This window comes from Streptomyces sp. UW30 (assembly GCF_008042075.1).
GTDB lineage: Bacteria > Actinomycetota > Actinomycetes > Streptomycetales > Streptomycetaceae > Streptomyces.
The window spans coordinates 18,053-38,506 of sequence record NZ_RDBN01000017.1; the positions used below are offsets into that span (position 1 = coordinate 18,053).

14 protein-coding genes and 1 tRNA gene are annotated in these 20,454 nt (G+C 70.1%); 7 read left to right on the top strand and 8 right to left on the bottom strand.

Annotated features, from left to right (window positions below; all coding sequences use genetic code 11):
• Together EAO75_RS09320 and EAO75_RS09325 are read left to right on the top strand one after the other, a co-directional pair.
• Positions 1-1,365, top strand: a 1,365-nt coding sequence (locus EAO75_RS09320) for a nucleotide pyrophosphatase/phosphodiesterase family protein (RefSeq protein WP_147994628.1), incomplete at its 5' end; no start/stop codon positions are given.
• Positions 1,366-1,480: 115 nt separating this feature from the next.
• Positions 1,481-2,539, top strand: a complete 1,059-nt coding sequence (locus tag EAO75_RS09325; protein ID WP_147994588.1) for a sugar phosphate isomerase/epimerase family protein — start codon at positions 1,481-1,483, stop codon at positions 2,537-2,539.
• A gap of 66 nt (positions 2,540-2,605) precedes the next feature.
• Here EAO75_RS09325 and EAO75_RS09330 read toward each other — a convergent pair whose 3' ends face one another.
• The 5 genes from EAO75_RS09330 to EAO75_RS09350 all read right to left on the bottom strand — a co-directional run bounded on the left by EAO75_RS09330 (position 2,606) and on the right by EAO75_RS09350 (position 10,589).
• A complete protein-coding gene (locus EAO75_RS09330) occupies positions 2,606-3,994 on the bottom strand; it encodes an OFA family MFS transporter (protein WP_147994589.1) in 1,389 nt (462 codons plus the stop codon).
• A 1-nt stretch (position 3,995) separates the two neighbouring features.
• Positions 3,996-5,384 (bottom strand): OFA family MFS transporter, encoded by a 1,389-nt coding sequence (locus EAO75_RS09335; RefSeq protein ID WP_187284364.1) that lies wholly within the window; start codon positions 5,382-5,384, stop codon positions 3,996-3,998.
• Positions 5,385-5,505: 121 nt separating this feature from the next.
• Positions 5,506-7,650, bottom strand: a complete 2,145-nt coding sequence (locus EAO75_RS09340) for an acetate--CoA ligase family protein (RefSeq protein ID WP_147994590.1) — start codon at positions 7,648-7,650, stop codon at positions 5,506-5,508.
• 4 nt (positions 7,651-7,654) lie between these two features.
• Positions 7,655-8,896 carry a formyl-CoA transferase gene (frc, locus tag EAO75_RS09345; RefSeq protein ID WP_147994591.1) on the bottom strand — a complete coding sequence of 414 codons (1,242 nt, stop codon included), beginning with the start codon at positions 8,894-8,896 and terminating at the stop codon, positions 7,655-7,657.
• A gap of 10 nt (positions 8,897-8,906) precedes the next feature.
• A complete protein-coding gene (locus tag EAO75_RS09350; protein ID WP_147994592.1) occupies positions 8,907-10,589 on the bottom strand; it encodes a thiamine pyrophosphate-binding protein in 1,683 nt (560 codons plus the stop codon).
• 145 nt (positions 10,590-10,734) lie between these two features.
• Between EAO75_RS09350 and sucC the strand changes: the two genes are divergently transcribed.
• The 3 genes from sucC to EAO75_RS09365 all read left to right on the top strand — a co-directional run bounded on the left by sucC (position 10,735) and on the right by EAO75_RS09365 (position 14,419).
• Positions 10,735-11,868 carry an ADP-forming succinate--CoA ligase subunit beta gene (sucC, locus tag EAO75_RS09355; protein ID WP_147994593.1) on the top strand — a complete coding sequence of 378 codons (1,134 nt, stop codon included), beginning with the start codon at positions 10,735-10,737 and terminating at the stop codon, positions 11,866-11,868.
• A 14-nt stretch (positions 11,869-11,882) separates the two neighbouring features.
• Positions 11,883-12,767: a succinate--CoA ligase subunit alpha gene (gene sucD / locus EAO75_RS09360; protein WP_147994594.1), complete on the top strand. Its 885-nt coding sequence runs from the start codon at positions 11,883-11,885 to the stop codon at positions 12,765-12,767.
• A 110-nt stretch (positions 12,768-12,877) separates the two neighbouring features.
• A complete protein-coding gene (locus EAO75_RS09365; protein ID WP_147994595.1) occupies positions 12,878-14,419 on the top strand; it encodes an aldehyde dehydrogenase family protein in 1,542 nt (513 codons plus the stop codon).
• Between the two features lie 38 nt (positions 14,420-14,457).
• On the opposite strand, the gene EAO75_RS09370 is transcribed toward EAO75_RS09365, so the two are convergent.
• Entirely contained in the window at positions 14,458-15,789 is a 1,332-nt protein-coding gene (locus tag EAO75_RS09370; RefSeq protein ID WP_147994596.1) for a DUF2254 domain-containing protein, read from the bottom strand.
• Between the two features lie 143 nt (positions 15,790-15,932).
• On the opposite strand from EAO75_RS09370, the gene EAO75_RS09375 reads away from it, so the two are divergent.
• Together EAO75_RS09375 and EAO75_RS09380 are read left to right on the top strand one after the other, a co-directional pair.
• Positions 15,933-16,017: transfer RNA gene (locus EAO75_RS09375), tRNA-Leu, on the top strand.
• Positions 16,018-16,195: 178 nt separating this feature from the next.
• Positions 16,196-16,804, top strand: a complete 609-nt coding sequence (locus EAO75_RS09380; protein ID WP_147994597.1) for a response regulator transcription factor — start codon at positions 16,196-16,198, stop codon at positions 16,802-16,804.
• Between the two features lie 84 nt (positions 16,805-16,888).
• Here the strand turns inward: EAO75_RS09380 and EAO75_RS09385 are convergent, their stop codons facing one another.
• Together EAO75_RS09385 and EAO75_RS09390 are read right to left on the bottom strand one after the other, a co-directional pair.
• Entirely contained in the window at positions 16,889-18,706 is a 1,818-nt protein-coding gene (locus tag EAO75_RS09385) for an ATP-binding cassette domain-containing protein (RefSeq protein ID WP_147994598.1), read from the bottom strand.
• On the bottom strand, positions 18,703-20,436 hold the full coding sequence (locus EAO75_RS09390; protein ID WP_147994599.1) for an ABC transporter ATP-binding protein: 1,734 nt from the start codon (positions 20,434-20,436) through the stop codon (positions 18,703-18,705). Before EAO75_RS09390 ends, EAO75_RS09385 begins: the two co-directional genes overlap by 4 nt.
• Positions 20,437-20,454: the final 18 nt, after the last annotated feature.

The following is a 20,454-nucleotide window of genomic DNA, read 5'->3' on the forward strand; positions in this document are numbered from 1 at the left end:
CCGCTCCTCGTCCTCGACGTCGTCGGCCTCACCCCCCGCCTCCTCGACCACATGCCCCACCTCAAGACGCTCGCCCAGTCCGGTTCACGGGCGACACTCGGTACCGTCCTGCCCGCCGTCACCTGCGCCGCCCAGTCGACGTTCCTCACCGGCGCCCACCCCTCGGAGCACGGCATCGTCGGCAACGGCTGGTACTTCCGCGACCTCGGCGACGTACTCCTGTGGCGCCAGCACAACGGCCTGGTCGCCGGCGACAAACTCTGGGACGCGGCCCGCCGCGCCCACCCCGGCTACACCGTCGCCAATATCTGCTGGTGGTACGCCATGGGCGCCGACACCGACATCACCGTCACCCCCCGTCCGATCTACTACTCCGACGGCCGCAAAGAACCCGACTGCTACACGCGACCACCCGCCCTGCACGACGAACTCACCGACAAACTCGGCACCTTTCCGCTTTTCCACTTCTGGGGCCCCGGCGCGGACCTCGTCTCCAGCCGCTGGATCATCGACGCGACCCGCCACATCATCCGCACCCGGCACCCCGATCTGACGCTCTGTTATCTCCCGCATCTCGACTACGACTTGCAGCGCTTCGGCCCCGACGACCCGCGCTCGCTGAAGGCGGCCGCCGACCTGGACGCGGCCATGGCCCCGCTCCTGGACGACGCCCGAGCGGAGGGCCGTACCGTCGTGGTGCTCTCCGAGTACGGCATCACCCGGGCGGACCGCCCCGTCGACATCAACCGCGCCCTGCGCCGCGCGGGACTGCTGGAAGTGCACACCCAGGACGGCATGGAGTACCTCGACCCGATGGCGTCACGCGCCTTCGCCGTCGCCGACCACCAGATCGCCCACGTCTACGTACGCAGGCCGGAGGATCTCGACGCGACCCGAGAAGCGCTCGACGGACTGCCCGGCATCGAGCAACTCCTCGACGACGAGGGCAAGAAGGCCCACCATCTCGACCATCCGCGCTCCGGCGAACTCGTCGCCGTCGCGGAGCCGGACGCCTGGTTCACGTACTACTACTGGCTCGACGACGCCCGCGCACCCGACTTCGCGCGACTTGTCGAGATCCACCGCAAACCCGGCTACGACCCGGTCGAACTCTTCATGGATCCCCTCGACCCGTACGTCAAGGTCAAGGCCGCGACCGCGCTCGCCCGCAAGAAACTCGGCATGCGCTACCGCATGGCGGTCGTGCCCCTGGATCCGTCACCTATTCGCGGCAGCCACGGCCGCCTCCCTGAGAGCGACGACGACGGTCCGCTCCTCATCTGCTCCACCCCCCGCGCTGTCGGCGACCGCGTAGCGGCCACCGACGTGAAGTCACTCCTGCTCCAACTCGCCGGTCTCGGCTGACCGGTCACGACCGGCACGCATCAGCTCGCCGGTCCCACCGGCCCGTCTCTTCCGACTGGTCCCCAGTGAAGCACTCACCACTGACAACGGCCTTCGATCTCAAGGAGTTCCAGGCATGAGCCGCTTTTCCCAGACGGACCCCGAACTCACCCACCGCCTCAGCAGACGAGGCATGCTCGGCGTCGCGGCGGGCGCCACGGCCGCCGCTCTGGTGGGCGCCGCCACGGCCCCCGCGACCGCCGCCCCGGGCGCCGCGTCCGCCCCCGGCACGGCCTCCCACGGCGCCGGTCGCGGCCGTCCCGTCCTTCCGCCCGGCCGCCTCGGCATCCAGCTCTACAGCCTGCGCGACAAGGTCTCCACCCTCGGCTTCGCACCCGTCTTCGCCGAACTGGAGAAGTACGGCTACGACGAGGTGGAGTTCGCCGGATACACCCAGGGCTCGGCCGGCCCGATCACCCTCGCCCAGCTCAAGCGGCTGGCGAGGAACCACGGCCTCAACCCGATCGGCAGCCACGTCGGCTACTACTCCAACGACCCGGGCGCCTACACCTTCGCCCAGAACCTCACCAAGGTCCTGGACGACGCCCAGGCCCTCGGCCTGAAGCACATAGGCACCGCATCCGGACCGTTCCGCTACGGCTCCACCGTCGACGCCTGGAAGCGCGCCGCCGAGGAGTTCAACACCTACGGCGCGGCGGCCAGGGCGCGCGGCATGAAGTTCTACCAGCACAACCACTCCGAAGAGTTCTCCTTCGCCACCGACAACCCCAAGGTCCGTCTCTACGACGTGCTGCTCGCCGAGACCGACCCCGACCTCGTCTTCCTGGAGATGGACATCTACTGGGCCTACTCGGGCCAGTTCCGCTTCTCCAAGCGCCCCGACGGCTCACCCGCCCCCTTCGAGCCGCTCGACTACGTCCTGAAGCAGCCCCACCGTTACCCGCTCTTCCACGTCAAGGACGGCGTGAGCGACCCGTCCGACACGTACGGCTACCGCATGGTCGACGTCGGCGACGGCGACATCGACTACAAGAAGTTCATCTCCGCCGTGACGCGGCTGCGCGGGCAGCGCTCCGCCCACCACTGGCAGGCCGAGCACGACAACCCGACCGAGTCCTTCACGTTCGCCCGTCGGTCGAGCGAGCACCTGCACTCGCTGCGGGAGAAGTGCTGACGGCCGTACCTCACATGAGGAGGCCCTCCCCGGATCCGGGGAGGGCCTCCTCATATGCGGTACTCGTCAGCCTGCGGGACTCGGCACCGCCGTCCTCCCCGGCTGCCGCAGCAGCAACGCGATCGCCGCCGCCACGATCGACACGCCGCCGGCCAGGGCGTAGGCGCCGTCGTAACCCCAGGCCGCGACGACCATGGAGCCGAGACCGCCGCCGAACAGGCCGCTGACCAGCTTGCCGCTGTAGACGAGGCCGTAGTTGGTCGCGTTGTAGTTCTCCCCGAAGTAGTCGGGGGTGAGCGCCGCGAAGAGCGGGTAGAAGGCGCCGCCGCCGAAGCCGGAGAGGAACGCGAAGAACAGGAACAGCCACTCGCTCCGGAGATCTCCGGCCCAGATCACCCCGAACTGGGAGAGACCCAGCACGACGATCACGAACACCAGGGTCGACTTACGGCCCCACCGGTCCGACAGCCAGCCCACGACACCGCGGCCGACGCCGTTGATGACCGCCATCACACCCATGGACGACGCCGCGACCAGCGGGCCGAAGCCCACGTCCTTCGCGTAGTCGACCTGGAAGGATATGCCGAAGATCGACACCCCGGCGGTCAGCACCACGGACAGCCACATCAGTGGCAGCATGCCCGTCCTGATGGCCTCCCGCGGCGTGTACTGCTTCACCGCCGGAGGGTTCTTGGCCATGCTCACCGCGCTCTTCTGGCTGCCCGCGTACGAGAGCGGATCGATGTCCGCGGGCCACCAGTTCTTCGGCGGGTCCTTGAAGAAGAAGGCGCATCCGAAGACGACGATCATGATGTAGCAGCCGATCAGGTCCAGCACCCGGTGGTAGTTCGCGGTGTCGAACCCGTAGTTGAAGATGAAGATGAACGGCAGCGATCCGTACGCGAACCCGCCATTGACGAACCCGGTCCGGGCGCCGCGCCGCTCGGGGAACCACTTGCCGACCATGTTGATGCAGGTCGCGTAGATCAGGCCGGCGCCGATGCCGCCGATGACACCGAATCCGACGATCGCGAGCCGGACATCGCTCAGGTGCGACAGTGAGAGGAACCCCAGCAGGCACATGCCGGATCCGATGTACATCGCGGTGCGGGCCGTCAGGATGCCCTTCTCGCGAAGCCAGCCCGCCGGGAAGGCGATGCCGGCCTGGAAGAACACCCAGACGCTGAGGATCCAGAAGGTGTTGCTCTGCGTCCAGCCGTGCGCGTGGGACAGGGTGTCCTCCGCGGAGCCGTACGCGTATTCGAAGACGCTGATGGCCATCATGGCGATCCACGGGAGATACACCATGATCTTGCGGGAGTGGCCGAGGATGTCGCGGTCGGTCTCGCCGATGCGGTAGACGCGACCTCGCGCGTCGGCCACCTCGCGGTAGGGACGGTGTGCGGCGTCGGATGGTGCGGACGAGCTCTTTGCTGCGTACGGATCTGCCGTCATGTCAGGCCATGTCCTCGCCGAGAGGTTGGGGGTTGGGGGCGATACCGCGCGTGTTCTTGTCGCGTCCCGGTGGGCTGAGGAACAGTGCCACGCAGCCGGCGAAGAGCGAGATGGAGCCGGCCAGGATGAAGGCACCGGAGTGTCCCCAGGCGCTGACGACCACGGCGCCCATGCCCGCGCCCAGACCTGAGACGAGCTTGGCGCTGTAGACCATGCCGTAGTTGGACGCGTTGTTGTTCTCGCCGAAGTAGTCGGCGGTGAGTGCCGCGAACATCGGGAAGATGGCGCCGCCGCCGAAGCCGGAGATCGCCGAGAAGATCAGGAACAGGGTGAGGTGCTTGCTCTCGGCCGACCAGAGGATGCCGTACTGGGCGAGACCCAGGATGACGCAGACGGCGAGCAGGCACCGCTTGCGGCCGTAGAGGTCGGACAGCCAGCCGATCACGCCGCGGCCGGTGCCGTTGACGACCGCCTTGAGGGACATGGCCGTGGCCACGATCCCGCCCGCGAATCCCGCCTCCTCGCCGATGTCCACCTGGAACGCGATACCGAAGATGTTCACGCCGGACGTGCACGCCAGACAGAACCACATCAGGGCAACCCGGCCGGTCCTCCATGCCTCGATGGGGGTGTACTGGCGCACCGCGGGCGGGTTCATCCGCATCGAGCGGGCCGCGCGCGGGTCCTTGGGAGGGTTGAGGGGGTCGATCTCCGCGGGCCACCAGTTCTTCGGCGGGTCCTTGAAGAAGAAGCCGGCCGTCCCCACCATCAGGGCGAGGAAGACACCTACCGAGACCAGCACCCAGCGGAAGTTGGTCAGGTCCATGTAGCCGGTGAAGAGGAAGACGAAGGGCACCGAGCCGTAGGCGAAGCCGCCGTTGACGAATCCGGTCTTGCCGCCCTTACGCTCCGGATACCACTTGCCGACCATGTTGACGCAGGTGGCGTAGCCCATGCCGGCGCCCATGCCGCTGAACATACTGAAGCCGATGTAGGCGACGACGACATGTGGTGCGTAGGCCAGCGACAGATAGCCCAGTAGTGTGCCCGCCGCACCCAGCATCATGGCGAAACGGGCCGGCAGCTTGCCGGACTCGCGCAGCTTGCCGGCGGGGAAGGCCACCGCCGCCTGGAAGAACACCCAGACCGTCATCATCCAGAAGATGTGCGCACTGGCCCAGTGGTGCGCGGTGTGGAGCGTGTCCTCGGCGGACGCGAACGCGTACTCGGCGGAGGAGATGCCCATCATGCCGACCCAGGGCAGGATCACCATCCACTTGCGTTTGCGCCCCATGATGTCGATGTCGGACTCGCCGACGCGGTAGACGCGTCCGTTCTTGTCGGTCACCTCCCGATAGGCGGCGACTCGCGTAACGTCAGTAGTAGTCACGTTGATTGCACCCCTTGCGTCGAAAGTTCTGGCCAGCGCCCCCTGTCCAATGCCTTTCGTGCGCGCGCGGGTCCTGGGGCCGGCCGACGCGCACCGTCGGCCGGCCCCCCGCTGCCTCACCTCATGAACCGCCCCCCAACAGTCCCGCCGCGCGCGCCCAGCGGTACTTGGCGCCCAGCACGGCCACCGGCTTCTCGGTCGTGTACGGGTACGCCACGACCCCCCGCTCGTACAGGTACTGGCAGGCCTCCTCGACCTCCACGTCACCCGCGAGCGAGGCGACGACAGGCTTCTCTATGCCGCGCTCCCGGAATTCGGCGACCACGCGCGCGGTGAGCTCCGCGAAGACCATCGGAGGAGTGACGATCGTGTGCCAGTAGCCCAGGACCAGCGCGTGGATGCGCGGATCCTCCAGGCCGAGCCGGATCGTCGCCTCGTACGTCGACGGCGGCTCGCCGCCCGTGATGTCCACCGGGTTGCCCGCGGCCCCGAAGGGCGGGATGAACTTCCGGAAGGCCTCGTCCAGGTCCGGCGGGATCTCCATCAGAGACAGGCCGTTGTCGGTGACGGCGTCCGACAGCAGTACGCCGCTGCCGCCGGCCCCCGTGATGATCACGACGTTGTCGCCCTTGGGGGCGGGCAGTACCGGCAACCCGCGCGCGTACTCCAGCATGTCGTTCAGCCCGGGCGCGCGGATGACACCGGCCTGCTTCAGGATGTCCTCGTACACGGCGTCGTCGCCGGCGAGGGCTCCGGTGTGCGAGCCGGCGGCCTTGGCGCCCGCGGCCGTACGCCCCGCCTTGAGGACCACGACCGGCTTCTTCGGTACGGTCGCCTGCGCGGCCTCGACGAAGGCGCGCCCGTCCTTGAGGTCCTCCAGGTGCATCGCGATGCACTCGGTGTGCGGGTCCTCCCCGAACCAGGTCAGCAGGTCGTCCTCGTCCAGGTCGGACTTGTTGCCGAGGCCCACGATCGCCGACACGCCCGTCTTCGTGGTCCGCGCGAAGCCCAGGATGGCCATCCCGATGCCGCCGGACTGCGAGGTCAGTGCCACCCCGCCCTTGACGTCGTACGGCGTGCAGAACGTGGCGCACAGGTCCTGCCACGTCGAGTAGTAGCCGTAGATGTTCGGTCCCAGCAGCCGGATGCCGTGCCGCTCGGCGATGTCCACGATCTCGTCCTGGAGCTCGTGCTCACCGGTCTCCGCGAACCCCGAGGGGATCAGTACGGCGTTGGGGATCCCCTTGCGTCCCACCTCCTCCAGGGCCGAGGCCACGAACTTGGCGGGGATAGCGAAGACCGCCACATCCACCTCACCGGGAACGTCCGTGACACTCTTGTACGCCYTGCGGCCCAGAATGTCATCGGCCTTGGGGTTCACCGGGTGGATGTCCCCGGCGAAACCACCGTCGATGAGGTTGCGCATGACCGAATTGCCGATCTTGCCCTGCTCGTTGGAAGCGCCGATGACGGCGACCGACGACGGCTGCATCAGGCGGCGCATGGAGGTGAGGATCTCCTCGCGCGTGTAGCGGCGCCTGGGCTTGGCCGGGGCCTCGGAGAGGATCACGCGGATGTCGGCGGCGACCGCGCCCTCGGCGGTGGCGATCACCGGGTTGAGGTCCACCTCGGCGATCTGCGGGAAGTCCGCGACCAGTTGCGACACGCGGCGGATCTGCTCGGCGACGGCCCACCGGTCCACGGCCGCCTGGCCGCGCACGCCGCGCAGGATCTCCGCCGCCCGGATCGAGTCCAGCATGGACAGCGCCTCGTCGGCGGACACGGGCGCGAGCCGGAAGGTGACGTCCTTGAGGACCTCGACGAGCACTCCGCCGAGCCCGAAGGCGACCACCTTCCCGAACGTCGGGTCGGTGACCGCGCCGACGATGACCTCCTGCCCCTGCGGGAGCAGCTCCTGCACCTGCACGCCCTCGATGCGGGCGTCCGCGTTGTACGCGCGCGCGTTGTCGACGATCTTGTGGAACGCCGCCCGTACGTCCGTCGCGCCCTCGACGCCGACGATCACGCCGCCCGCGTCGGTCTTGTGGAGGATGTCCGGCGAGACGATCTTCATCACCACGGGCCCGCCGAAGCGAGCGGCGTACGCCACCGCCTCGTCGACATCCGTCGCGAGCTCCTCGCCCGGTACGGCGATCCCGTACGCGTCGGCGATCACCTTGCCCTCGGGCGCGGTCAGCGCGGTACGTCCCTCGGCCCGCACGGAGTCGAGAAGCGTCCGCACCCTGAGCTCGCGGTCTTCGGCCATCACGTCAGATCACTCCGTTCGACTTGAGCAGGCGCAGCTCCTCGTCACCGAGGCCGAGCTCGCCGATGTAGACCTCTGCGTTGTGCTGTCCGAGCAGCGGCGAACTGCTCACCTCGACGGGGGAGTCGGAGAGCTTCAGCGGGCTGCCCACGGTCACGAACTCGCCCCGCTCGGGGTGCGGCACGGTGACGACCATCTCGTTGTCGACCAGCGAGGCGTCCTCGATGATCTCCTTCGTCGACAGGATCGGCCCGCACGGGATGTTGTGGGCGTTGAGCTTCTCCAGCACCTCCCACTTGGGCAGGGTCGAGGACCACTCCTCGATCAGCTGGAACATCTTGCTGAGCTTGGGCAGCCGGGCCTCCGGCGTCGCCCACTCGGGGTCACCTGCGAGTTCGGGCCGGCCGATGAGCTCACTGAGGGGCTGCCAGCCGACGGGCTGCACGATGACGTACACGTAGTCGTTCGGGCCGCCCGGCGCGCACTTGACCGCCCAGCCTGGCTGACCGCCGCCGGACGCGTTTCCCGAGCGGGGAACTTCCGTGCCGAAGTCCTCGTTCGGATATTCAGCGAGCGGCCCATGTGCCAGGCGTTGCTGATCCCTCAGCTTCACCCGGCACAGGTTGAGTACAGCGTGCTGCATGGCCACGTTGACCCGCTGCCCACGCCCGGTGTTCTCGCGCTGGAACAGCGCCGCGAGAATCCCCGCGACGGCGTGCACACCCGTCCCCGAGTCCCCGATCTGGGCTCCGGTCGCCAGCGGCGGCCCGTCCTCGAAACCGGTGGTCGACATCGACCCGCCCATGGCCTGCGCGACGACCTCGTACGCCTTGAAGTTGGTGTACGGGCCTTCGCCGAACCCCTTGATGGAGGCGTAGACGATACGCGGATTGATCTCCTGGATGCGGTCCCAGGTGAAGCCCATCCGGTCGACCGCGCCCGGTCCGAAGTTCTCGACCATGACGTCGGAGCGCCGGATCAGCTCGGTGAGGATCTCCTTGCCGCGCTCGGTCTTGGTGTTGAGAGTGATGCTCCGCTTGTTGCAGTTGAGCATCGTGAAGTAGAGGGAGTCGACGTCCGGGAGGTCACGCAACTGCTTGCGCGTGATGTCTCCGGTCGGCGCCTCCAGCTTGACGACGTCCGCGCCGAGCCAGGCGAGCAGCTGGGTCGCGGAGGGCCCGGACTGGACGTGGGTCATGTCCAGGACGCGGATGCCTTCGAGGGCCTTGGTAGGCGTGCCGGTCATGGAGGCCACCTCACTTGTACATGGTCTGGTTCATGGTTCCGGGGGCGTACGCGTCCGGGTCGACCCAGACGTTGATCAGCGACGGCTTCCCGGACTCGCGGGCGCGCCGCAGCGCGGGGCCGATGTCGGCGGGGTCACGGACCTCCTCGCCGTAACCGCCCAGCATCTGCGCGAACTTGTCGTAGTGGACGTCGCCGAGCGTGTTGCCGACCCGCTCACGCTCCAGGCCGTACTTCTGGGCCTGGCCGTAGCGGATCTGGTTCATGGAGGAGTTGTTGCCGACGATGCCGACGAAGGGGAGGTTGTAGCGGACGAGGGTTTCGAAGTCCCAGCCGGTGAGGGAGAACGCGCCGTCGCCGAAGAGTGCGACGACCTCCTTGTCGGGCCGCGCCTGCTTGGCCGCGAGCACGAACGGCACCCCGACGCCGAGCGTGCCCAGCGGACCCGGGTCCATCCAGTGGCCGGGCGACTTGGGCTGCACGACCTGACCGGAGAAGGTGACGATGTCGCCGCCGTCGCCGATGTAGATCGAGTCCTCGGTGAGGAAGTCGTTGATCTCGCTGACCAGCCGGTACGGATGGATCGGTGAGGCGTCCGACTTCAGGCTCGGCAGCCGCTTCTCCAGGGCGGTCTGCTCGGCCGCGCGCAGCTCGTCGAGCCACTCCTTGCGCTTGGACGCGCCTCCGTTGACGCGTCCGGAAGCGGCCTCGGTGACCGACTTCAGCACCAGTCCGGCGTCGCCCACGATGCCGAGGTCGATGTCGCGGTTCTTGCCGACGGTGCGGTAGTCGAGGTCGATCTGCACGACGGTCGCGTCCGGGGACAGCCGCTTGCCGTAGCCCATGCGGAAGTCGAAGGGCGTGCCGACGATGACGATGACGTCGGCGTTGGAGAAGGCGTACCGCCGTGACAGCTGGAAGTGGTGCGGGTCGCCGGGCGGGAGGGTGCCGCGGCCGGCCCCGTTCATGTAGGCCGGGATGTTGAGGGTGCGCACGAGGTCGATGGCCGCCTCGGTGCCGCGCGTCGTCCATACCTGGCTGCCGAGCAGAATGGCCGGCTTCTCGGCGTGGACCAGCAGGTCGGCGAGCTTCTCGATGGCCTCGGGGTCGCCGGCCGAGCGGGTGGAGGCACGGTAGGCGCCCTCCTTCGGCACACGCGCCTTGCTCACCGGCACCTTGGCGTCGAGGACGTCGCGCGGGATCTCCAGGAAGGAGGGCCCGGGAGCGCCGTGGTAGCACTCGCGAAACGCCATGGACACCATGTCCGCCGCGCGTGCCGTGTCCGGCACGGCCGCCGCGAACTTGGTGATCGGCGTCATCATGTCGACGTGCGGCAGGTCCTGGAGGGACCCCATCTTGTGCTGGGTGAGGGCGCCCTGGCCGCCGATGAGCAGCATCGGTGACTCGGCGCGGAAGGCGTTCGCGACGCCGGTGACGGCGTCGGTGGTGCCGGGACCCGCGGTGACGACCGCGCAGCCGGGCTTGCCGGTGATGCGGGCGTAACCGTCGGCGGCGTGTGCGGCGACCTGCTCGTGACGGACGTCGACGACCTCGATGCCCTCGTCGACGCAGCCGTCGTAGATGTCGATGATGTGGCCGCCGCACAAGGTGTAGATGCGGTCGACCCCCTCGGCCTTCAGCGCCTTGGCAACGAGATGACCACCGGAAATGACGTCCTGGGTGTCGTCGGGCATGGCGAAGTCCTGTCCCTTCGTAGGGGGGTGGAACGGCTCTCGCGGTACATTGCATACAGTCGACGAATACTGTATGAACCTTGTTATCCCGCATCCGGTGGGTGGTGTCCAGGGGGCGTGCGGCACTTTTGAGTCAGGAGCCGGAATGGACCTGTACGAACACCAGGCAAGGGAACTTTTCGAAGAACACGGCATCTTGGTGCCACGGGCGGAGGTGACGGACTCACCCAAGGAAGCCCGCGGGATCGCACGCCGGCTCGGCGGCCGGGTCGTGGTCAAGGCGCAGGTGAAGACGGGTGGCCGGGGCAAGGCCGGCGGTGTGAAGGTCGCCGCGGATCCGGCCGCCGCCGAGATCACGGCCCGCCAGATCCTCGGCATGGACATCAAGGGCCACACGGTCGGCAAGGTGATGCTGGCCCAACCCGTCGACATCGAGACCGAGTTCTACGTGTCCTACGTACTCGACCGCGCAGCCGGCGGCTTCCTCGCCATCGCCTCAGCCGAGGGCGGCATGGAGATCGAGGAGGTCGCCGCCACCCGGCCCGAGGCCGTGGCCCGCATCCCGATCGACCCGGCCGAGGGCGTGACCTCGGCGAAGGCGGGCGAGATCGCCGCGGCGGCCGGCCTGCCACCCCAGACCGTCGWCGTGCTCGTGCGGCTGTGGGAGGTACTGGTCCGCGAGGACGCCCTCCTCGTCGAGGTCAACCCGCTCGTACGCACCGGGCAGGGACAGATCCTCGCCCTCGACGGCAAGGTCACCCTCGACGACAACGCCCGCTTCCGCCAGGCACGCTGGGGCGCCGACGGCGTCGAGCACGACGACGCGCTGGAGGCGGCGGCCGCGGCCAAGGGCCTCAACTACGTCAAGCTCGACGGCGAGGTCGGCATCATCGGCAACGGCGCCGGGCTGGTCATGTCCACCCTCGACGTCGTCGCGGGCTGCGGCGCCCGCCCCGCCAACTTCCTCGACATCGGCGGCGGCGCATCGGCCCAGATCATGGCCGACGGGCTCTCCGTCATCCTCTCCGACCCGGCCGTGAAGTCGGTCTTCGTCAACGTCTTCGGCGGGATCACCGCGTGCGACGCGGTCGCCGACGGCATCGTGCAGGCCCTGGACTCCGTCCAGTTGACCAAGCCGCTCGTCGTACGCCTCGACGGCAACAACGCCGCCCGTGGCCGCGCCATCCTCGACGGACGCGCCCACCCCCTGGTCCAGCAGGCCACCACCATGGACGGCGCCGCGCAGCGCGCCGCCCAACTCGCCGCCGCCACAGCCTGAGGAGACATGACGACATGGCCATCTACCTCACCAAGGAGAGCAAGGTCCTCGTCCAGGGCATGACCGGCGGCGAGGGCATGAAGCACACCCGGCGCATGCTCGCCGCCGGCACGAACGTCGTCGGCGGCGTCAACCCGCGCAAGGCGGGCCAGAGCGTCGACTTCGACGACCGCGCTGTCCCCGTCTTCGGCTCGGTCGCCGACGGCATGCGCGCCACCGGAGCCGACGTGACCGTCGTCTTCGTGCCGCCCGCCTTCACCAAGGCGGCCGTCGTCGAAGCCGCCGACGCCGGCATCGGACTCGCCGTCGTGATCACGGAGGGCATCCCGGTCCACGACTCGGTCGCCTTCACCTCGTACGCGAAGGCCAAGGGCACCCGCATCATCGGCCCCAATTGCCCCGGCCTGATCACCCCCGGCCAGTCCAACGCGGGCATCATCCCGGCCGACATCACCAAGCCCGGCCGTATCGGCCTGGTCTCCAAGTCCGGCACGCTCACCTACCAACTGATGTACGAACTGCGCGACATCGGGTTCTCCACCTGCGTCGGCATCGGCGGCGACCCGGTCGTCGGCACGACCCACATCGACTGCCTGGCCGCCTTCCAGGACGACCCCGACACCGAGCTCATCGTCCTCATCGGCGAGATCGGCGGCGACGCCGAGGAACGCGCGGCCGCCTACATCCGCGACCACGTCACCAAGCCGGTCGTCGGCTACATCGCCGGCTTCACCGCACCCGAGGGCAAAACCATGGGGCACGCGGGCGCGATCGTGTCCGGCTCCTCCGGTACGGCCGCGGCGAAGAAGGAGGCGCTGGAAGCGGTGGGGGTGGGGGTCGGCAGCACGCCCACCGAGACCGCGCGCCTGGTGCTGGAGCGCCTCGGCGTGGACGCGTGACGCCACTCATAGTTGACGCGAGGTCGCTTACCGGAGTTTCCGTGCCCCGCTAGCGTCCGCCGTAGCCATGTACGACCGCCCCCGAATGTGCACCGAGAGCGGAGAACCGAATGGCAACCACCCTCACCCTCAAATCCGACACCTCCTGGACCGACGCCTGGCAACGCTGCCTCACCGTCGCCCCGGAGGCCTTCCGCGACGACCGTGTCCTCAACCTCTGGAACTCCACCTGGCAGGCCGACGGTCGCGCCCTGCCCGCCACCAGCCCCGTCGACGGGCGCCCGATCGCCGGCCCGCCGCGCCTGGACCGGGAAACCGCCCACCAGGCCGTACGCGCCTCGCTCGACCAGCACCGCGCGTGGCGGCACATCCCGCTGGACGAACGCCGGGCCCGCGTCGCGGCTACCCTCGACGCCCTGACCCAGCACCGGGACCTGCTCGCCCTGCTCCTCGTCTGGGAGATCGGCAAGCCCTGGCGGCTCGCCCGGGCGGACGTCGACCGGGCCATCGACGGCGTGCGCTGGTACGTCGACGGCATCGAGCCGATGGTCGCCGGCCGGGCCCCACTCAACGGCCCGGTTTCCAACATCGCCAGCTGGAACTACCCGATGAGCGTGCTCGTTCACGCAGTGTTGGTACAGGCATTGGCAGGCAACGCGGTCATCGCCAAGACCCCGACCGATGGCGGTGTCGCCTGTCTGACCCTGGCCTGCGCGCTCGCCGCCCGCGAGGGAATTCCCGTCACCCTCGTCAGCGGCAGCGGAGGCGAGCTGTCCCAGGCGCTGGTGCGGGCGCCCGAGATCGGCTGCGTCTCCTTCGTCGGCGGCCGCGACACCGGCGCCGCAGTGGCCACGGCCGTCGCCGACCTCGGCAAACGACACGTACTCGAACAGGAGGGACTGAACACCTGGGGCATCTGGAACCACACGGACTGGGACGCGCTCACCGCGGTCATCCCCAAGCTCTTCGACTACGGCAAACAACGCTGCACGGCGTACCCGCGCTTCGTCGTCCAGCGTGAGCTGTTCGACGAGTTCCTGGCGGCGTACCTCCCGGCGGTGCGCACGCTCACGGTCGGCCACCCCCTGGCGGTCGAGCAGCCGGACGACCCGTATCCGCAGCTGGACTTCGGGCCGGTGATCAACGCGGCCAAGGCCAAGGAGCTGGGCGACCAGGTCGCCGAGGCCATCGACCGCGGCGCCGTACCACTGCACCGCGGCAACCCGTCCGACGCCCACTTCCTGCCCGGCCAGGACACCTCGGCCTATGTCCAGCCGGTCACGCTGCTGAACCCACCCCCCTCCTCCCCGCTCCACCACGCGGAGCCGTTCGGCCCGGTCGACACGATCGTCCTGGTCGACACGGAGGCGGAGCTGCTGGCGGCCATGAACGCCTCGAACGGCGCCCTGGTCGCCACGCTGTCCACGGACGACCGGGCGACATACGAGCGGCTCGCCCCGCAGATCCGCGCGTTCAAGGTCGGCCACGGCAAACCGCGCTCACGCGGCGACCGCGACGAGTTGTTCGGCGGGTTCGGCGCGTCCTGGCGCGGGGCGTTCGTCGGCGGCGAGCTGCTGGTGCGCGCGGTGACGCAGGGGCCGGCGGGGGAGAGGCTGCCCGGGAACTTCCCGGAGTACCAGCTTCTTCCGTGAGCAGAGACCGCCGGGGCATCGGCCGGCCGGCGAACCGGTCAGCCGATGCCCTGCCGGTCCGGGCGCAGCGCGAACGCGCGGTCCGTCGCGTTCGGGGCGGACTCGTCGACCGCCTGCTGGAGCAGTTCGCGGTGCCGCAGCAGCGGCTCGCGCCGATCCGGATGCGCGAGCAACAGCAGGTCGTCCAGACCGGCCAGCATGCGGCGTGACACCTGCGGGCTCCCGAGCGCACACCCGCGCACCTCGGTGAACCCGAGATCCACCAGCTCGGTCCACCCCGGCACGGACTGCACCAGCCTCACGGCCCCGCCCCGGTCCCGGTGCAGTGCGACGTCCAGCGGTTGCCGGGTCAGCGCCGCCAGGAACTGCACGACGCGGTCCAGCGCCTGCACGGCCGTCGTCGGATCGTTGATCGCGGGCGACAGGGCACGCAGCGCGATGTCGCACAACTGCCGCAGCCCGAAACCGAGATCCTGGTGGTAGGTCCGCTCCACCCCGACGTAAGTGGTGTAGCACAATGCGCCGAGCGGCGGGGCCGCCCCGCCGTGGACCGCGAGCAGGGGCGTGCCGGGCACCACGAAGTCCCCGATCCGCGGGATCAGCCGCAGCACGACGTCGTGTCTGCGGGCCACCCGCACCAGCCGTGCGATGTGCACGTCCCGCAACACCCCCGCCCGGCCCTCGTGCGGCACCCACGCCGTCGTGGGGCCCAGTTCGGGCGAGGCCGGTCCGCCCGTGGGCGGGGGCATCGAAGCGATTGCCCGGAAGGACTCCTTGGCGATCCGCGCGATCACGTGGCTGATCCGCATCAGCCGCAGGGTGGTGTTCACGTACAGCACGAAGAGCAGGAGGCTCAGTGCGACCATGCAGAGCGTGAGGATCGACTGCACCAGGGGCAGCGTCGTCACGTCCCGCGGGTCGTCGGCGGTGTCGAAGGCGGTCAGCACCAGCAGGGTCAGCACGAAGGTGGCCAGGAAGACCGCGAAGGTCGCCTTGGTGATCCGGCTGCGGACGAAGAGCCGCACCACACGCGGGGTGAATTGCCCGCTCGCCATCTGCACAGCCACCAGTGAGATGCTGAAGACCACGCCGATGAAGGTCATCATCGCCGACCCGACGGCGCTCACCACGGCCTTCGCGTCCTGCGCGAACCGCAGCAACTCGTCGAGCGTCTCGTAGTCGCCGTCCTCCCGCAGCGCGTCCACGATGGCCGTGTCGAGCGCCTGCGCCGCCAACCAGACCACGAAGACACCCACCATCGCGGCGGTCGGGGCGAACCAGAATGTGTCCCGCAGATGCTCCCTGAGGGGCGACAGCACACGCGGTCGACGGCCTGCGGGAGGGCTCTGCGTAACCAGCGAGTCACTCATGGTTCGGACCCTAGGTGCATCGGAGCGCGAGGTCCCGTACCCCCGCCATGCGGAAGGAAACGCAGGTGAAAGGCACTCCGAAAGCTTGGTATTGTTGTCCAGGTCGCCGACGGGAACACCCCCGGCAAGGCGGCAGACACCTAGTCCGGGTGGCGGAATGGCAGACGCGCTAGCTTGAGGTGCTAGTGCCCTTTATCGGGCGTGGGGGTTCAAGTCCCCCCTCGGACACAGATTCTTTCCAGCTCATGCGGGTCGAGGAWWTCCTCGRCCCGCATGAGCTGTTTCCGGAGCGCGACTGGGGCGGCTCCCGGCAATTGGGTATGCAGGCGGAGATACTTCGTAGGGCGTCGTCGGAGTGTCCGGGGCGCGTCGCGTCATGGAGGCCGCGTCCGGCCGGGCAGGAGCGATGTTGATCCGTGTTCTTCTCGTCGAGGAGGCAGACCTGGTGCGTGGGGCACTCGCCGCCCTGCTCACACGTGAGAAGGACATCGAAGTGGTCGCGGCGTCACCGGAGCGCAGTCAGACGGTCCCGCACGCGCTGTCGTACCGGCCCGACGTCGTGGTCATCGACAGCGACGGCGATGAGGACCGAGCCCTCGGTACCTGCCAGGAGCTGGCTGCGCGGCTGCCCGAGTGCGGGGCCCTGCTCGTGGTCGGCTCGACGACGCCGGACTATCTCCGGCGGGCGCTGGCACGTCGCGTCGCGGGTCTCATCGGCAGGAACAGCCCCTGCGACGTCCTGCCCCAAGGGGTCCGCAAGGTGGCCGCGGGCGAGCGGTTCATCGACCCCGGACTGGCGCTGCTGGCGCTCTCGTCGGTGGAGAACCCGCTGACCGAGAGGGAGATCGAGGTACTGCGGTTGGCGGCGGACGGCACGCCCACGCGTGAGATCGCCGACCGGCTCTCGCTGTGCGTCGGAACCGTCCGCAATCACCTGAACGCCGTCTCCAGGAAGACCGGGGCGCGCAACCGCATCGACGCGATCCGGATCGCCCGCGAGTCGGGTTGGTTGTAGACCGGGACGAGTGGCCGCGCTCGGGCACGGCGGATCGTGGTCCGATACGGACTCCGCGTCGGCCGCACCGGCGCCCCGCGTCGGTCATCCGCGCCGGACGTCGGCCGTCGCCTGGTCCCAGTGGCCGATCAGGTCGCGGTAGAGAGCGCAGTCGGCCAGCAACTGGTCGTGTGTGCCGAGGGTGCAGCGTGGGCCGTCCATCACGAGCACGAGGTCGGCGCGCAGGGCGGAGCTGATCCGGTGGGCGCAGACGATCAGGGTGGAACGACGGCAGGCGAAGGCCCGTTCGGCGACCGCCTCGGCAGCCGGGTCGAGGTGGCAGGTGGCCTCGTCCAGCAGGACCAGCGGGGCCGGCGGGAGCAGGGCGCGAACGAGTGCGATCAGCTGGCGCTCACCGGCGGACAGCAGGGCCGGGTTCACGGGAGCGTCGTAGCCGCCGAGGCGTTCGACGAGCGGGTCGGCGCCGATGGCGTGGACCGCCGCGTCGAGGGTGGGCCGGGTGGCCGTGGGCAGCAGGTAGGTGAGGTTCTCGCGCAGGGTGCCGGCGAAGACGTAAGCCTCCTGCGGGATCAGTACACGGGACCGGGCGAGTCGGCCGGGGTCCAGGGTCCGTACCGGGATTCCGCCCAGGCGTACCTGGCCGACCTGCGGTTCGAGCACCCCGGCGATGAGCGCGGCGAGCGTGGACTTGCCCGCGCCACTGGGTCCGACGACGGCCAGATGGGTGCCGGGCGCGAGGGAGAGGCCGAGGGACTGGAGGACCGGTTCGGCGCAGGGGGCGTAACCGAAGGTGACACCGCGCAGTTCGACACGGCCGTCCCCCGGCCGGGGCCCCGCATGTCCCGACGCCCCCGGCGATCTCGATGCCGCCGGTGTCGCTGCCGCGGCCGGTTCCGGCGCCGTCGACGCTCCCCACGCTGCCGCCGGCCCCTCCTGCCCCGCACCCCTCACCTCGGCCGCCTCCAGGATCCGGCCCAGTGTGACCAGCAGCCACAGCCCGCTGCCGCCGAGTCCCTGGACGAAGCCGCGCAGGGCCGGTTGGAGGCCTTGCGCGACGTAGGTCAGCGCGCCCAGGATCGCGCCGGCCGTCACCCCGCCCCGCACCAGCCAAGGCGCCCCGGCCAGGATGAGCACGATCGGCAGCCAGCCGCCGACACCCAGGGCGGCGGTGCGCAACGCGGTGAGCCGGGCCAGGGCGCGGGCCGCGCCGGCCGCCTCGTCGATACGGGCGCCGACCCGACGGCGTACGACGTCCTCGGCGCCGCACGCCGTCACGTCCCGCAGCCCGCCGGCCACCGTGCTCACCTGCTCGGCGATGGCCTCGTCGGCGAGGACGACCGCCCGCTGCCGGGCCGCCATCGCCCGCAGGGCCAGCAGGAAAAGCGTGAGCCCGGCCAGGAGGGGCGGTACGACGAACAGCAGGAGGGCCGGGTCCAGCGCGGCGAGCCCGAGCAGCACGCTCACCGTCGTGACCGCGAAGCTCTGCACGAACATCACGACCGCTCCGTACGACTCGCGGGCGATCTCCACCTGCTCCGTCAGCCGTGCGACGCCCGCGGTGTCTGCGGGTCGGCCGGCGTGGACGGAGGAGCGGTGCAGCGTGCCGGTGGTGGCTAGGGTGACCAGTTCGTCGCGGAACGGCTCGACGACTGCGGCCAGTTGGAGCGTGGCGTGCCGGGTGCCCCAGGCGCCGACGAGGACGGCGGCGGCCAGGAGTCCGAGCCAGCCGAGGCCCGCGGCGCTGCGGCCCGCGAGGAAGCCGTCGTCGACGGCACGGGCGACCAGCCAGCCGGACAGCAACGCGGGCGCGGCCTCGACCAGCGACCACCCGGTGAGCCGTACGAACTCCCGGCGCCGCGTGCGCAGCGTGGTGCGCAGCAGGGCTCCCGGTGCCGGGTTCACCGGCGCACCCCCGCGTCATCCCCGGACTCCGGGCGGAACACCGCCCGATAGCCCTCCCGTGTCCACAGCTCCCGATGCGTCCCCAGGCCCCGCACCCGTCCCGCGTCGAGCCAGACGACGACGTCCGCGCGGGCCGCCGTGGAGGCGCGGTGGGTCACGACGAGCCGGGTGCGGTGGGCGAGCGGACCGGTGCCGGTCAGGGCCTGGCCGATGTGGTGCTCGGTGACGGTGTCGAGGCTTGCCGCCACGTCGTCCAGTACCAGGAGGCGGCCTTCCGGCGCGGACTGGACGAACGCGCGCGCCAGGCCGATGCGTTGGGACTCGCCGCCGGACAGCGGGGCATCGGTGAGCGGGGTGCCGTACCCCTCGGGCATGGTCCGGACGAAGGCGTCGGCGCGTGCCGCGGTGGCCCCCGCACGCATCTCCCCGCCCCCGGGTGTGCGTGGCCCGAAGCCGATCGCGTCGGCGAAGGTCTCGCCCAGCAGCACCGGTCGTTCGAAGCCGTAGGCGACGGCCCGCCGCAGCTCCCCGCGGTCCACAGCGCCGAGCGGCGTCCCGTCGAGCAGTACCTCGCCCTCGTCCGGGTCCACCAGCCGTCCGGCCAGCGCGGCCAGCAGGGACTTGCCGGATCCCGAGCGCCCTACGACGGCGGCCAGCGCGCCCGGCGGCAGCTCCAGATCGATGCCGCCCAGCGTGGCGTCGCCCTCGGCGGTGCGCACCGTGACCCCGCGGAACTCCAGTCGCCCGCCGCCCCCGGAGGGCAGGTGTGCGCTGCCGTGGGCGACCGTGGGCTCGCCCAGCACCTCGGCGACCCGTCCGGCGGTGGCGCGTGCGAAGGCCAGCCGGTTGACCGAGGCCACCAGCGAACTCACGCCGGTGGCCAGGAGCACATACCCGCTCGCGGCGAGCATCTGACCCGGTGTGATGCGTCCTCGGGCGAGCCCCAGTCCGGCCACCGCCAGTACGGCGACCTCCAGCAGGGGGACGATCGCGGCGTCCCGTGCGCAGACCCGGGCGTACGCGCGCCACATGCCCAGGCCGTGGCGGTGCAGTTCGGGCAGCGGCTGCAGTATCCGCTCGCACTCGCGGGCCGCGGTCCCGGCGGCCGTGATGGTCCGGATGCCGGTCAGGGCGTCGACGAGTCGGGTGGCGATGTGGCCCTGCGTGGCGAAGTAGCGGTCGTTGAGGTCGGAGACGTCGCGGACGAAGGCTCGGACCATGAGGACGACCAAGGGCAGTCCGGCCAGGAAGGTGAGGCACAGCCAGGGGTCGATGAGGGCCAGGGCCACCACGGCCCCGACCGGGGGGACCAGTTCGGTCACCGCCCACACCAGGCCCGACGGGGCGTTGCCGGCCCGGGCCGTGTTGCCCACCAGACGCGCCACCAGATCGCCCGGAGTGTGCCGGCGGGTGGCGGGGGCGCCCAGATCGAGGACATGGCCGAGCAGGGTGTGCCGCAGCCATGCCGTGCAGCGGGCGTTGGCCACGGCGCCCGCGTAGTCGTCCACGGTGTCGCACACCACCAGCAGCGCGACGGTGACGGCGGACAGGGTCAGCCACAGGGCGGTGTCGCCGCGTCCGAGCACGGCGTCTACCGTGCGGCCCATCACGGCGGGCAGGAGCACGTAGACCCCTGCCAGCAGCAGTGACGCGGCGGCCTGGACGCCGCCCCACACACCGCCCCGCCGGACCGTTTCGAACAGCAGACGGTCCGCCGCGCGTCGGTCCACCGGCCGCTCCCGTCGTCG

What these genes read in the sequence shown, in the direction of transcription:
- EAO75_RS09380 (WP_147994597.1), top strand. Translation starts at nt 16,196, where the DNA reads ATGTTGATCCGTGTTCTTCTCGTCGAGGAGGCAGACCTGGTGCGTGGG.
- EAO75_RS09330 (WP_147994589.1), bottom strand. Translation starts at nt 3,994, where the DNA reads ATGACGGCAGATCCGTACGCAGCAAAGAGCTCGTCCGCACCATCCGAC.
- sucD (WP_147994594.1), top strand. Translation starts at nt 11,883, where the DNA reads ATGGCCATCTACCTCACCAAGGAGAGCAAGGTCCTCGTCCAGGGCATG.
- EAO75_RS09365 (WP_147994595.1), top strand. Translation starts at nt 12,878, where the DNA reads ATGGCAACCACCCTCACCCTCAAATCCGACACCTCCTGGACCGACGCC.
- EAO75_RS09370 (WP_147994596.1), bottom strand. Translation starts at nt 15,789, where the DNA reads ATGAGTGACTCGCTGGTTACGCAGAGCCCTCCCGCAGGCCGTCGACCG.
- EAO75_RS09325 (WP_147994588.1), top strand. Translation starts at nt 1,481, where the DNA reads ATGAGCCGCTTTTCCCAGACGGACCCCGAACTCACCCACCGCCTCAGC.
- EAO75_RS09350 (WP_147994592.1), bottom strand. Translation starts at nt 10,589, where the DNA reads ATGCCCGACGACACCCAGGACGTCATTTCCGGTGGTCATCTCGTTGCC.
- frc (WP_147994591.1), bottom strand. Translation starts at nt 8,896, where the DNA reads ATGACCGGCACGCCTACCAAGGCCCTCGAAGGCATCCGCGTCCTGGAC.